11 protein-coding genes and 1 pseudogene are annotated in these 13,066 nt (G+C 71.9%); 1 reads left to right on the forward strand and 11 read right to left on the reverse strand.

Annotated elements, in window-relative coordinates:
* Window positions 1-73: 73 nt before the first annotated feature.
* From tpiA to OG767_RS22635, 8 genes and pseudogenes are all read right to left on the reverse strand, one after another.
* A complete protein-coding gene (gene tpiA / locus OG767_RS22600; RefSeq protein WP_405090396.1) occupies window positions 74-865 on the reverse strand; it encodes a triose-phosphate isomerase in 792 nt (263 codons plus the stop codon).
* Window positions 866-2,065, reverse strand: a complete 1,200-nt coding sequence (locus OG767_RS22605; RefSeq protein WP_405090397.1) for a phosphoglycerate kinase — start codon at window positions 2,063-2,065, stop codon at window positions 866-868.
* Entirely contained in the window at window positions 2,062-3,066 is a 1,005-nt protein-coding gene (gap, locus tag OG767_RS22610) for a type I glyceraldehyde-3-phosphate dehydrogenase (RefSeq protein WP_405090398.1), read from the reverse strand. Before gap ends, OG767_RS22605 begins: the two co-directional genes overlap by 4 nt.
* 267 nt (window positions 3,067-3,333) lie before the next feature.
* Window positions 3,334-4,314, reverse strand: a complete 981-nt coding sequence (gene whiA, locus OG767_RS22615) for a DNA-binding protein WhiA (RefSeq protein ID WP_405090399.1) — start codon at window positions 4,312-4,314, stop codon at window positions 3,334-3,336.
* Between the two features lie 55 nt (window positions 4,315-4,369).
* Window positions 4,370-5,368 carry a uridine diphosphate-N-acetylglucosamine-binding protein YvcK gene (gene yvcK, locus OG767_RS22620; RefSeq protein WP_405090400.1) on the reverse strand — a complete coding sequence of 333 codons (999 nt, stop codon included), beginning with the start codon at window positions 5,366-5,368 and terminating at the stop codon, window positions 4,370-4,372.
* Entirely contained in the window at window positions 5,365-6,249 is an 885-nt protein-coding gene (gene rapZ, locus OG767_RS22625) for an RNase adapter RapZ (protein ID WP_396772084.1), read from the reverse strand. Before rapZ ends, yvcK begins: the two co-directional genes overlap by 4 nt.
* 266 nt (window positions 6,250-6,515) lie before the next feature.
* Entirely contained in the window at window positions 6,516-6,659 is a 144-nt protein-coding gene (locus OG767_RS22630) for a hypothetical protein (RefSeq protein WP_405090401.1), read from the reverse strand.
* Window positions 6,660-6,678: 19 nt separating this feature from the next.
* A pseudogene (locus OG767_RS22635) lies at window positions 6,679-7,089 on the reverse strand (Scr1 family TA system antitoxin-like transcriptional regulator); the annotation flags it as partial.
* Between the two features lie 140 nt (window positions 7,090-7,229).
* On the opposite strand from OG767_RS22635, the gene recQ reads away from it, so the two are divergent.
* Complete coding sequence (recQ, locus tag OG767_RS22640; RefSeq protein ID WP_405090402.1) at window positions 7,230-9,071, forward strand: DNA helicase RecQ; 1,842 nt, start codon at window positions 7,230-7,232, stop codon at window positions 9,069-9,071.
* 48 nt (window positions 9,072-9,119) lie between these two features.
* Here the strand turns inward: recQ and OG767_RS22645 are convergent, their stop codons facing one another.
* The 3 genes from OG767_RS22645 to OG767_RS22655 form a co-directional block, all read right to left on the reverse strand.
* Window positions 9,120-9,773, reverse strand: a complete 654-nt coding sequence (locus tag OG767_RS22645; protein ID WP_405090353.1) for a C39 family peptidase — start codon at window positions 9,771-9,773, stop codon at window positions 9,120-9,122.
* A gap of 683 nt (window positions 9,774-10,456) precedes the next feature.
* Window positions 10,457-12,394 carry an excinuclease ABC subunit UvrC gene (gene uvrC, locus OG767_RS22650; RefSeq protein WP_107162449.1) on the reverse strand — a complete coding sequence of 646 codons (1,938 nt, stop codon included), beginning with the start codon at window positions 12,392-12,394 and terminating at the stop codon, window positions 10,457-10,459.
* Window positions 12,395-12,470: 76 nt separating this feature from the next.
* Window positions 12,471-12,956: a Rieske (2Fe-2S) protein gene (locus OG767_RS22655; protein ID WP_405090403.1), complete on the reverse strand. Its 486-nt coding sequence runs from the start codon at window positions 12,954-12,956 to the stop codon at window positions 12,471-12,473.
* Between the last annotated feature and the right edge of the window lie 110 nt (window positions 12,957-13,066).

A 13,066-nucleotide genomic window follows, 5' to 3' on the forward strand; every position in this document is an offset into this window, starting at 1 on the left:
GCGATCACTGCCCGGACCTGTCGGGCACTGCGGCACCGACCGGTGGACGGGCAGCGTCAAGGATAGCGAGCGATCAGCGGGCCGTGTGCTCCGGGAACCGACAGATCCGCGCGAACTCCTCCGCGTCGAGGCTGGCGCCCCCGACCAGAGCCCCGTCCACGTCCGGCTGGGCCATGATCGCGGCGACGTTCGACGACTTGACCGACCCGCCGTAGAGGATCCGGACCTGCTGGGCGGTGGTCTCGTCGTAGGTCTCCACGAGCCGCTTGCGCACCTCGCCGCAGACCTCCTGCGCGTCCTCCGGCGTCGCCGTCTTGCCGGTGCCGATCGCCCAGACCGGCTCGTACGCGACGACGACCTGGGTGACCTGCTCGGCGGTGAGGCCCTTGAGCGCGCCGTCGAGCTGGTCGCAGCAGTGCGCCACCTGCCCCGACTGCTCGCGGACCGCCAGGCCCTCACCGATGCAGAGGATCGGCGTGAGCCCGTTCGCCAGCGCCGCCGCCACCTTCGCGTTGACAAGCGCGTCGTCCTCGCCGTGGTACTGCCGCCGCTCGGAGTGGCCGACCACCACGTACCCGCAGCCCAGCTTCGACAGCATCGGCCCGGCGATGTCACCGGTGTACGCCCCGGACGGGAACGGCGACAGGTCCTGCGCGCCGTAGCCGATCAGCAGCTTGTCGCCGTCCACCGCGGTCTGCACCGTGCGCAGGTCGGTGAAGGGCGGCAGCACCACGCACTCGACGTCGGTGAGCTGCTTCTCGGTCAGGCTCGCGGCCAGCTTCTGCACCAGCAGGTTCGCCTCGAGGTGGTTGAGGTTCATCTTCCAGTTGCCGGCCATCAGCGGCCGGCGGGTGGTGCTCGCCATTCAGTTCTCCAGAGCCGCGATGCCGGGGAGGGTCTTGCCCTCCAGGTATTCCAGGGAGGCGCCGCCACCGGTGGAGATGTGCCCGAACGAGGACTCGTCCAGACCCAGGGCGCGCACCGCCGCGGCGGAGTCACCGCCGCCCACCACGCTGAACGCATCCGTCTTGGTGATCGCCTCGGCCACCCCGCGGGTGCCGTTGGCGAACGCCGCCATCTCGAACACGCCCATCGGGCCGTTCCAGAAGATCGTCTTCGCCTGGGACAGCGCGGCGGCGAAGCCGGCCACCGTCTCCGGGCCGATGTCCAGCCCCAGCCGGTGGCTGGGGATGCCGTCGGCCGGCACGGTGTCGTGCGCGGCGTCCGGGGCGAAGGCGTCCGCGGCCACCACGTCGACCGGGAGCATGATCTTGCCGGCGGAGCGCTCCAGGAGGTTCCGGCAGGTCTCGACCATCTCCTCCTCCAGCAGCGACGTGCCCACCTCGTGGCCCTGGGCCTTGAGGAACGTGAAGCACATCCCGCCGCCGATGAGCAGCCGGTCGACGGTGGGCAGCAGCGCCTCGATCACGGCCAGCTTGTCGGAGACCTTCGAGCCGCCCAGCACCACCACGTACGGCCGCTCGGGCGTGCCGGTCAGCTTGCTGAGCACCTCCACCTCGCGCAGCACCAGGCGGCCGGCCACGTGGGGCAGCCGGACCGGCACGTCGTGCACGCTGGCGTGCTTGCGGTGCACCGCGCCGAACGCGTCGTCGACGTACGCGTCACCGAGCGCCGCGAGCTGGTCGGCGAACGCGCCCCGCTCGGCCTCGTCCTTGCTGGTCTCGCCCTTGTTGAACCGCAGGTTCTCCAGCAGCGCGACCTGACCGTCGGCCAGGCCGGCCACGGTCGACTGTGCCGAGTCGCCGACGGTGTCCTCGGCGAAGTGGACCGGGGCGCCGAGCAGCTCACCGAGCCGCCCGGCGACCGGGCGGAGGCTGAACTGCGGGTCCGGCGTGCCCTTCGGACGGCCCAGGTGCGAGCAGACGACCACCTTCGCGCCGGCCTGCACCAACGCGCTCAGCGTCGGCAGCACGGCGCGGATGCGCCCGTCGTCCGTGATGTCACCGGTCTGCTTGTCGAGCGGGACGTTCAGGTCGGCGCGCACCAGCACGCGCCGACCCGACACCCCCTCGGCGAGCAGGTCGTCGAGGTTACGAATCGTCACAGCGAGGAACCCACCAGCTTGACCAGGTCGACGAGGCGGTTGGAGTAGCCCCACTCGTTGTCGTACCAGCCGACGACCTTGACCTGGTTGCCGATCACCTTGGTCAGCGGCGCGTCGAAGATGCACGACGCCGGGTCGGTGACGATGTCGGCGGAGACGATCGGGTCCTCGTTGTAGACCAGGACGCCCTTGAGCGGGCCCTCCGCGGCGGCCTTGATCGCGGCGTTGACCTCGTCCACGGTGGTCTCCCGGCCGACCTCGACGGTCAGGTCGGTGGCCGAACCGGTCGGGATCGGCACCCGCAGCGCGTAACCGTCGAGCTTGCCCTTCAGCTCCGGCAGCACCAGGCCGATGGCCTTCGCGGCGCCGGTCGAGGTCGGCACGATGTTCAGCGCGGCGGCCCGGGCCCGGCGCAGGTCCTTGTGCGGCGCGTCCTGCAGGTTCTGGTCCTGCGTGTACGCGTGGATGGTGGTCATCAGACCCTTGGTGATGCCGAACGTGTCCTGGAGGACCTTCGCCATCGGGGCGAGGCAGTTGGTGGTGCAGGACGCGTTCGAGATGATGTTGTGCTTGGCCGGGTCGTACTGGTCCTGGTTGACGCCCATGACCACGGTGACGTCCTCGTTCTTCGCCGGCGCGGAGATGATGACCTTCTTGGCCCCGCCGTCGATGTGCGCCTTCGCCTTGGTGGCGTCGGTGAAGAACCCGGTGGACTCGATGACGACGTCGACGCCGAGGTCGCCCCAGGGCAGCTTGCCGGGGTCCTTCTCCTCGAACACCTTGATGGCCTTGCCGCCCACGGTGATCTCGTCGGCGCTGGCCTTCACCTCGTGCGGGAGGCGACCCAGGATGCTGTCGTACTTGACAAGGTGGGCGAGCGTCGCGTTGTCGGTCAGGTCGTTGACCGCGACGATTTCGATGTCGGCGCCGGACGCCAGCACTGCCCGGAAGAAGTTACGGCCGATCCGGCCGAAGCCGTTGATGCCAACCCGGATGGTCACAGGTCCCATCTCCTCGCGTTCTGGTCCGCCGGCGTCAGACCACAGCCGGCGGAGGTGTGTGCGCCGACCGTTGGAGCCGGCCGTTGACGATGTCATCTCGGCCACCCCGCCGCGGTCCGTACCAGACCTGACCGCCCGAGGCGGTGAGTGCGGCGAGGAGTGCCTGTGCCGGCCCCCTTGCCGTACGCAGCGACCCTATCCGAGCGCGTGGCGGCGCGTTGCGCCGGGTGGTGATCCCGAACGCGTGACGCCGCCCCCTCCGTCCTATCAGACCACGAGCATGTCCGGCGTGACGGCCGCTTCCGTATCCGGGATGCCGAGGTCACGGGCCCGCTTGTCGGCGAGCGCGAGCAGCCGGCGGATCCGGCCGGCGATGGCGTCCTTGGTCAACGGCGGCTCGGCGAGCGCGCCCAGCTCCTCCAGCGACGCCTGGCGGTGCTCCAGCCGCAGCCGGCCGGCCGAGGTCAGGTGGTTGGGCGCGTCGTCGGCGAGGATCTCCAGCGCCCGGGTCACCCGGGCGGCGGCGGCCACCGCCGCGCGCGCCGAGCGACGCAGGTTCGCGTCGTCGAAGTTGGCCAGCCGGTTGGCGGTGGCGCGCACCTCCCGGCGTACCCGGCGCTCCTCCCAGGCCAGCACGCTGGAGTGCGCGCCGATGCGGGTGAGCAGCGCGGCGATCGCGTCGCCGTCCTTCACCACCACCCGGTCCACGCCACGCACCTCGCGGTTCTTGGCGGTGATGCCGAGCCGGCGGGCGGCGCCGACAAGCGCGAGCGCCGACTCCGGCCCCGGGCAGGTGATCTCCAAAGCGCTGGAGCGGCCCGGCTCGGTCAGCGAGCCGTGCGCCATGAACGCGCCGCGCCAGGCGGAGACCGCGCAGCAGACGTTGGCGGCCACCACGTGCGGCGGCAGCCCCCGCACCGGGCGACCCCGCACGTCCAGCAGGCCGGTCTGCCGGGCCAGCGACTCGCCGTCCTTCACCACCCGCACGATGAAGTGGCTGCCCTTGCGCAGGCCGCCCGAGGCGAGCACGTGGATCTCACTCGGGTAGCCGTAGACCTCGGCGATCTCCCGCCGCAGCCGGCGGGCCACCGCGCCGGTGTCCAGCTCCGCCTCCACCACCACGCGCCCCGACACGATGTGCAGGCCGCCGGCGAAGCGCAGCAGGGCGGCCATCTCCGCCCGGCGGCAGCAGGGCTTGGGCACGTCGACCCGACTCAGCTCGTCCTTGACCGCAGCCGTCATCGCCATTCCAGCGCCCCCTCACGGACCGGTTCCGGCGTGTCGCCGGTGATTACGTACGTGTCTAACGATCGGCGCCCAGGACCGGCACCAGTGCGGCGCCCAGGGCGGCCGGATCATGACGGGGCGTGCCGTCGACGACGGCGACGGGAGCGAGGACCAGCCGGGCACCCAGCGATTCTGCCGCACGTTCGACCGCCACGGGATCACCCACCGCCGTGGAGTCGGCGAGCACCATGTCCACCTTCAGCTCGGGCAGATAGCGCCGCAGGGTGTCCAGATGGTCGGGCAGGGAGAGCCCGGAGGTCTCCTTCTCGGCCACCAGGTTCAAGGTCACCAGCCGCCGCGCCGGGCTGGACACGATCGCGTCGGCCAGGCCCGGCACCAGCAGGTGCGGCAGCACGCTGGTGTACCAGCTCCCCGGCCCGAAGATCAACCAGTCGGCGGCGCGTACCGCGGTCACCGCCTCGGCGCACGCGGCCGGCGCGGCCGGGGTCAGCCGCAGCGACTCCACCACGCCGGTCGTCACCGCCACCTGGTGCTGGCCGCGCACCGTGCGTACCTCGTCCGGGTGCTCCGGGTCGACGCCGCGGACCCGGGCCTCGATGCCCACCGGCTGGCGGGACATCGGCAGCACCCGGCCGACCGCGCCGAGCATCGCCCCGGCGTGGTCCAGCGCGGCCACCGGATCGCCGAGCAGCTCGGTCAGCCCGTGCAGCAGCAGGTTGCCGACCGCGTGGCCGGCGAGCGGGTCACCCACCGCGGCGGGCGGCGCGCCCAGCGCCGGCGCGGGCGTGGCGGCGGCGAAACGGTGCTGGAACAACGCCGCGCTGCGCCGGGTCGCGGGATGGTCACCGGAGAGCGCCACGAGCGCCTGCCGCAGGTCACCCGGGGGCAGGCCGCCGCGCTCGGCGCGCAGCCGGCCGCTGGAGCCGCCGTCGTCGCCGACCGTGACCACCGCGGTGATGTCCAGGTCCAGTCCGGGTACGCAGTGCCGCAGCGCCCGCAGCGACGCGGACAACCCGTGCCCGCCGCCGAACGCGACCACCCTGGTCGGGGTCATTCCCGCCCCAGGTCCCGGTGCTGCGCGTTGGCGGCGATGCCGGACGCGCGCAGCCGCACGGCCAGCTCCTCGGCGATCGCCACGCTGCGGTGCTTGCCGCCGGTGCAGCCCACGGCCACCGTCAGGTAGCGCTTGCCCTCCCGCTCGAAACCGGCCGTGGTGGCGTTGACCAGGTCGGCGTAGCCGGCGACGAACGCGTCCGCGCCCTCCTGCCCCAGCACGTACGCGCTGACCGCCTCCTCCCGGCCGGTGTGCTCACGCAGCTCCGGCACCCAGTACGGGTTGGGCAGGAAGCGGGCGTCCATCACGAAGTCGGCGTCCGGCGGGAGGCCGTACTTGAAGCCGAACGAGAGCACGGTGATCCGCAGCCGGCGGGCGTCCTCGCCGCCGAACAGCTCCTCGACCCGGCGGCGGAGCTGGTTGACGTTCAGGTGGCTGGTGTCGATGATCACGTCGGCCTGGTCGCGGGCCTCCTCCAGCAGCGCCCGCTCCACCGCGATGCCGTCGGCCAGCCGGCCGTCGCCCTGCAACGGGTGCGAGCGGCGCACGCTCTCGAACCGGCGGATCAGCACCTCGTCGTCGGCGTCGACGAAGACCACCCGGGGGGAGAAGCCGCGCTCGCGCAACTCCCGGATCGCGCCGGCCAGGTCCGTGGAGAACGCGCGCGAGCGCACGTCCAACACCATCGCCGTACGCCGGGCCGCGCCGCCGGCCTTGAACGCCAGCTCGGCCATGTCCAGCAGCAGCGCCTGGGGCAGGTTGTCGACCACGTAGTAGCCGACGTTCTCCAACGCCCGCGCCACCGTGCTGCGCCCGCCCCCGGAGAGGCCGGTCACCACCACAAGGGACGTCTCCGCCTCGGTCGGCGCCGGCCGCCCCACCGCTGTCTCCGTGCCGGTCGGCACCAGGCCCTCCGCCGTCCGCGCCTCGCTCACCCGATGTACCCCCAAGCCGTGGCGCCGCGGCCGGTCGGCCGCGCATGGTCAGTCGACGACTCTAACGGCTGCGACCCCGACCGGGATTCCACGGGGTGACCCCCGGAACACCTGCTCGTCCGGTTTACCGCTCGTCGTCCGGGGCCGCTGAGGTGAACGACGGAGAACCGGGCCAGTTGGTTCGACCCCGGAGCACGGACCGCGTCGGCCGGTCAGTGACGACGGAGCAGGGCCTTGACCCGCTGGCGACCGAGCACGGCGAGGTAGTCCCACGGCTCGTCGAGACAGGAGTCGACCTCGGCCGCCGCGACAATCTCGGCAAGCCGGCCCGCCAGCTCGTCGGGATCCGGCTGCACCTGCTCACAGAGGCGGACCCAGCCGCGCCGCCACCACGCGATCCGTCTCGTCCTGGTCGGCGGTGCCGCGACCGGCCCGGACGATGGCGCGGACGTACTCCTCGGTCTGCAACAGGCCGGGCACGTAGAGGCTCTCGAACGAGCTGATCGACGTGGCCTCCGCCTCGAAGCCGACGTAGTCGTCCGGCAGCACGTCGCCGTACGCGCTCCACCAGCCCTTCAGCCGGGACTGGCGGTGCAGCGCGGCCAGTGATTCCCGCTCGGACTCGGTGGCCTCGTAGAGGTGAAGGAGCGGCGGCATGTCCTTCGGCATCACCCGGGACTGCCCCTGCTCCAAGCGGATGACCTTGGTGCGGTGCCAGCCGAGGATCTTGGCCACCTCCTCGGCGGTGTGGCCGGCGCGATCTCGCAGGCGACGCAGCTCCGCCATTCTTCCCTCCCCTGTTTCACGGAATCAGGGGCTATCCGCGGCGGAATAGCCACTGTTTCCGTGAAACAGGGCCCGGTGGGGCGACGGCGCGGGCGGGCGGCTTCCGTGGCGGTGTCGGCGGGCGCTCGTAGACTGCGCGGATGGTCTCCCCCACCGAGCAACGGGTCGAGGGCGCGCTGGACGTGTTGCGCCGGGTCTTCGGTTACGACGCGTTCCGCGGTGTCCAACAGGACATCATCGAGCACGTGGTGGCCGGCGGTGACGCGCTGGTGCTCATGCCCACCGGGGGCGGCAAGTCGCTCTGCTACCAGATCCCCGCGCTGGTCCGCGACGGCGTGGCGGTGGTCGTCTCGCCGCTGATCGCGCTCATGCAGGACCAGGTCGACGCGCTCACCGCGGTCGGCGTGCGGGCCGGGTTCCTCAACTCGACCCAGGACGCGGCACAGCGCCGCCGGGTCGAGGCGGCCTACCTCGCCGGTGAGCTGGACCTGCTCTACCTCGCCCCGGAAGGACTGGCCGTGCGCTCCACGCTCGGCCTGCTGGAACGCGGCAGGATCGCGCTGTTCGCGATCGACGAGGCGCACTGCGTCTCCCAGTGGGGCCACGACTTCCGCCCCGACTACCTCAACCTGTCGATGCTGCACGAGCGCTGGCCGCAGGTGCCGCGCATCGCGCTGACCGCCACCGCGACGCGGGCCACCCGCACCGAGATCGCCACCCGGCTCCAGCTCACCGACGCCCGACACTTCGTGGCCAGCTTCGACCGGCCCAACATCCAGTACCGCATCGTGCCGAAGCGGGAACCGCGCCGGCAGTTGCTGAGCCTGCTGCGCGACGAGCACCCGGGCGACGCCGGCATCGTCTACTGCCTGTCCCGCGCCTCGGTGGACAAGACCGCCGAGTTCCTGGTCGCCAACGGCGTCCCGGCGCTGCCCTACCACGCCGGCCTGGACGCGGCGACCCGCGCCGCCAACCAGCAGCGCTTCCTGCGCGAGGACGGGCTGGTCATGGTGGCCACCATCGCGTTCGGCATGGGCATCGACAAGCCCGACGTACGCTTCGTCGCCCACCTCGACCTGCCCAAGTCGGTGGAGGGCTACTACCAGGAGACCGGTCGCGCCGGCCGTGACGGGCTGCCGTCCACGGCCTGGCTGGCGTACGGGCTCCAGGACGTGGTGCAGCAGCGCAAGATGATCGAGACGTCGGAGGGCGACCTGGCGCACCGGCGCAACCTGGCCGCCCACCTCGACGCGATGCTGGCGCTCTGCGAGACGGTCCGCTGCCGCCGGGCCCAACTGCTCGACTACTTCGGTGAGACCGGGGCGTCGAACTGCGGCAACTGCGACACCTGCCTGGACCCGCCGGAGTCCTGGGACGGCACGGTCGCCGCGCAGAAGCTGCTCTCCACCGTCTACCGGCTCGACCGGGAGCGCAACCAGCGGTTCGGCGCCGGGCACAGCATCGACATCCTGCTCGGCAAGCACACCGACAAGATCGACCAGCACGGGCACGACGCGCTGAGCACGTTCGGCATCGGCACCGAGCTACGCGACACCGAGTGGCGCGGCGTGGTCCGGCAACTGCTCGCCGAGGGTCTGCTCGCGGTCGAGGGCGACTACGGCACGCTGGCCCTGACCGAGGCCAGCGCCGACGTGCTCGGCCGGCGGCGTACGGTCACCCTGCGCAAGGAGCCGGAACGACCGCTGTCCGGCCGGGCCGCGAAGCCACGGGGCGCGGCCACCGTCGTCGCCGACCTCTCCCCCGCCGCCGCGCCGGTCTTCGAGCGGCTCCGCGCCTGGCGGGCCGCCACCGCGAAGGAGCAGGGCGTACCCGCGTACGTGATCTTCCACGACGCCACGCTGCGTCAGATCGCCGCCGAGCCGCCGAGTTCGCTGGCCGAGCTGTCCCGGTTCAACGGCGTCGGCGAGAACAAGCTCGCCAAGTACGGCGAGGCCATCCTCGCCGTACTCGCTGAGGGGTGACGAAAGGGCCCGACCCCGTTGGTGGGGTCGGGCCCTTGTGCGTTGGTGTCAGCTGGTGCTGTAGCCGCGGGTGGCGATCCAGTCGGCGAGGTTGTCGACGGTGATGCGGTAGGAGGCGGTGTCCGGGTTGGCGCTGTCGGCGATGGTGACGGTGGTGCCGTTGTTCTGGTAGCCGACGACGCTGATGTAGTGGCCGCCTTCGAAGGAGTGGGTGCCGCCGTCGGTGTCGGTGGTGGTGCCGGCGATGTTGGCGACCACGGCGCGGCCGTCGTCGACGGTGCGGACGATGTCGGTGCGCAGCTTGTCGGTCTGCCGGTCGTCGGCCTTACCGGTCTTGATCTCCACCGAGCGGTAGGGCTTGCCGGTCTCCTTGTTCAGGACCGGGGTGATGTCGTTGATGCTGTTGGTGCCGTTCTCGGTGGTGCCCATCTCGCGGGCCATGGCGTGCACGTCGATGTTCTTGCCGAGCACGCTGATGGCGTTGCGGGCGGCGGCGGGGCCGCAGTAGTAGAAGTTCGGCTGGGCCTCGTAGCGCACGTCGAGTTCCCGCTCACCGCTGTTACGGTCAGCGGCCACGACAGCAGCCTTGCCGGTGGGGGCGGGGGCGGCGTGGGCGGCGATCGCGGGGCCGGCGATCCCACCGGCGGTCGCGGCGATACCGGCAGCGGTCAGCACAGTCTTACGCAGCACAGTGGTAGCCATGATGATGCCTCCCAAAGGGGGGTGGGGGATACGCGGACGCGGGGACGCCTGCGTGCGGGGAAAGGTCTGAAAAGGGGTGGGCCCGGCGGCCGAAAGGGGGCCTGCTCGGGGGCCCGGCGCGACCGGAGCCACGGGGGGCCGGGTCGGCGGCTGGGGGATGTAACGACGGCCGGTGGCCGCTCATTCCGACCGGGGCTGCCAGCGGCCCGGGGGCGGGGCTCCACGCGGTCTGCCAGGTATAACACCCCGCCCCCGGCCCCGATTCCCCCGAGCCGGTGACCCCGACCACCCCACACCGGCCCAAACCCGACACCCCACCCAGGCGGCTCCCCTGAGGGAGCCTGCCCGAGGCGAGCACTGGGAGATCTCGGTACCCAACGGCCCCCTCCGGGGGCCGAAACGCACCAAGATCTCCATTGTTCCCGTTATGCGGAACACTCATCCCATCAAGCGAGAATAGACCGGTTAGGCATCCACACCCACCCGTTCATCCCGTCGATCATGAAGTTGGCGGGCCGACACGCCGACAGCACGGCAGCCAACCTCATGATCACCGGAGGCCCGGGTGGGACGAGCCGGGCACAGGTGGGCCCGACCCGGACACGGGCAGGCCGGACGGGGGTGCGGCGGTGACGCCAACTCCTTGATCAACGAGCTGTGGGAGGGCCGCCGGCGGGGGACGGTCAGGACGGGGTGGGGGCGGGGTCGCTGTCGAGGGCGGCGAGGATCGCCTCGGCGGTACGTCGGCCGACGCCGGGCACCTCGGTGATCTCCTCGACCGTGGCCCCGGACAGCCGCTTCAGCGAGCCGAAGTGCCGCAGCAACGCCTTGCGACGGACCTCGCCCAAGCCGGGGACGTTGTCGAGCGCCGACTCGGTCATCCGCTTGGAGCGTCGCTGGCGGTGGAACGTGATGGCGAAGCGGTGGGCCTCGTCGCGGACCCGTTGCAGCAGGTAGAGCGCCTCCGAGGTGCGCGGCAGGATCACCGGGAACTCGTCGTCGGGCAGCCAGACCTCCTCCAGCCGCTTGGCCAGCCCGCACAACGCCACGTCGTCGATGCCCAGCTCGGCGAGGGCCTTCGCGGCGGCGGCCACCTGCGGCGGGCCGCCGTCGACCACCACGAGCTGCGGCGGGTACGCGAACCGGCGCGGTCGCCCGGTGGTCGGGTCGATGCCGGGGCGGTCGGGGTCGGCGGCGGTCTCCTCGCCCAGCTCCCCGGTCTCGGCGCGGGCGTCGAGGTAGCGGGCGAAGCGCCGGCGCAGCACCTCGGACATGGCGGACAGGTCGTCGGTGGCGCCACGCACGATGAAACGACGGTACTCGTTCTTACGGGGCAGCCCGTCCTCGAACACCACCATGCTGGCGACCACGTCGGTGCCCTGGATCTGGGAGACGTCGAAACACTCGATGCGCAACGGCGACGTCCGCATGTCGAGCGCGTCGGCGATCTCGTCGAGGGCCTGACCGCGGGTGGTCAGGTCACCGGCGCGCTTGAGCTTGTGCCGGGTCAACGCGTCCTTCGCGTTGCGCTCGACGGTCTCCAGCAACGACCGCTTGTCGCCGCGCTGGGGCACCCGCAGCGAGACCCGGCTCCCCCGGCGGGTGGAGAGCCAGTCGGCGAGCGCGTCGGCGTCACCGGGCAGCTCGGGGACGAGCAGCTCCCGTGGGACGTCGGCCTCGCCCTGCTCGCCGCCGTAGACCTGGGTGCAGAAGTGGTGCACGAGGTCGCCGGTGGTCAGCTCCTCGGTCTTCTCCACCACCCAGCCGCGCTGGCCGCGCACCCGGCCGTCGCGGACGTGGAAGACCTGCACCGCGGCTTCGAGGGGGTCGTCGGCGAACGCCACCACGTCGGCGTCGGTGCCGTCGCCGAGCACCACTGTCTGCTTCTCCATGGCCCGGCGCAGCGCGGCCACGTCGTCGCGCAACCGGGCGGCGCGCTCGAACTCCAACTGCTCGCTGGCGTCGAGCATCTCCTTCTCCAGCCGGCGGACCATGGTGTCGGTCCGGCCGGCCATGAAGTCGCAGAAGCCGGTGACGATCTCCCGGTGCCGTTCGGCGGTGACGGTGCCGACGCACGGCGCCGAGCACTTGCCGATGTAACCCAGTAGGCAGGGCCGGCCGACCTGGCCGGCCCGCTTGAACACCCCGGAGGAGCAGGTGCGGGCCGGGAAGACGCGGAGCAGCAGGTCGAGCGTCTCGCGGATGGCCCAGGCGTGCGAGTACGGCCCGAAGTAGCGCACCCCCTTGCGCTTCGCGCCGCGCATCACCTGGAGGCGCGGGTATTCCTCGTCGAGCGTGACCGCGAGGTAGGGGTAGGACTTGTCGTCGCGGTAGCGGACGTTGAACCTCGGGTCGTACTGCTTGATCCAGGTGTATTCCTGCTGGAGTGCCTCCACCTCGGTGGCGACGGTGATCCAGTCGACCGACTCGGCGGTGAAGACCATCTGCCGGGTGCGCTGGTGCAGGTTGACCGGATCGGCGAAGTAGGAGTTGAGCCGGCTGCGCAGGTTGCGCGCCTTGCCCACGTAGATCACCCGGCCGGTGCCGTCGCGGAACCGGTAGACCCCTGGTGACTCCGGGATGGTGCCGGTCGCGGGACGGTAGGTCGAGGGGTCAGCCACGCGCCAAGCGTAGTCCGCACCCCCGACACCCCACCGTCGCCGCGCCCCGCCCGGCCGGCGGGGGCGCGACGCCCGGTCAGGCCAGCGTGATCTGGTCGCCGCTGACCTTGATCTCCTTGGCCGCGAGCGGCTTCGTGGCCGGTCCCTGCTTCACCGACCCGTCGCTGATCGAGAACCGGCTGTTGTGGCAGGTGCAGTTGATGGTGCCGCCGTCGACGTTCGACACCGGGCAGCCCTGGTGCGTGCAGATCGGGTCGAAGCCCTTGAACTGGCCCGCCTCGGGCTGGGTGATCACCACGCCCTTGCTGGCGTAGATCGCGCCGCCGCCGACCGGGATGTCGGTGGTGCGGGCCAGCGGGGCGCTGCTGTCCCGGTTGCCGCCGCCGGCGTCACCGGTGGCGCTGGCGCCGGGCGGTCCGCCGCTGGTCGGGGCCGCTCCCGGGGTGGCGTCGTCGTCGCCGCAGCCCGCCAGCACCACGGCCGCGCCGACCGCGCCGGCGCCCGCGAGCAGGGCCCGGCGGCTCTGGGTGACCGGTTCGGTCCGCGCCTGATCGTCACTCATCTCCGGCCTCTCTCTCGGCTGTCGCCACCGGTTCATGATCCGTGGCCACACTGCGGTACACGCACCAGGGTGGCGCACGGTTCATACCGGCGCGTCACGAACTGCATATC

Source organism: Micromonospora sp. NBC_01392, from assembly GCF_045040125.1.
Taxonomy (GTDB): Bacteria; Actinomycetota; Actinomycetes; order Mycobacteriales; family Micromonosporaceae; genus Micromonospora.

Bases quoted from the DNA above. Each gene is read 5' to 3' on its own strand.
- tpiA (WP_405090396.1), bottom strand. From the start codon at position 865: ATGGCGAGCACCACCCGCCGGCCGCTGATGGCCGGCAACTGGAAGATG.
- whiA (WP_405090399.1), bottom strand. From the start codon at position 4,314: ATGGCGATGACGGCTGCGGTCAAGGACGAGCTGAGTCGGGTCGACGTG.
- yvcK (WP_405090400.1), bottom strand. From the start codon at position 5,368: ATGACCCCGACCAGGGTGGTCGCGTTCGGCGGCGGGCACGGGTTGTCC.
- recQ (WP_405090402.1), top strand. From the start codon at position 7,230: ATGGTCTCCCCCACCGAGCAACGGGTCGAGGGCGCGCTGGACGTGTTG.
- OG767_RS22645 (WP_405090353.1), bottom strand. From the start codon at position 9,773: ATGGCTACCACTGTGCTGCGTAAGACTGTGCTGACCGCTGCCGGTATC.
- OG767_RS22655 (WP_405090403.1), bottom strand. From the start codon at position 12,956: ATGAGTGACGATCAGGCGCGGACCGAACCGGTCACCCAGAGCCGCCGG.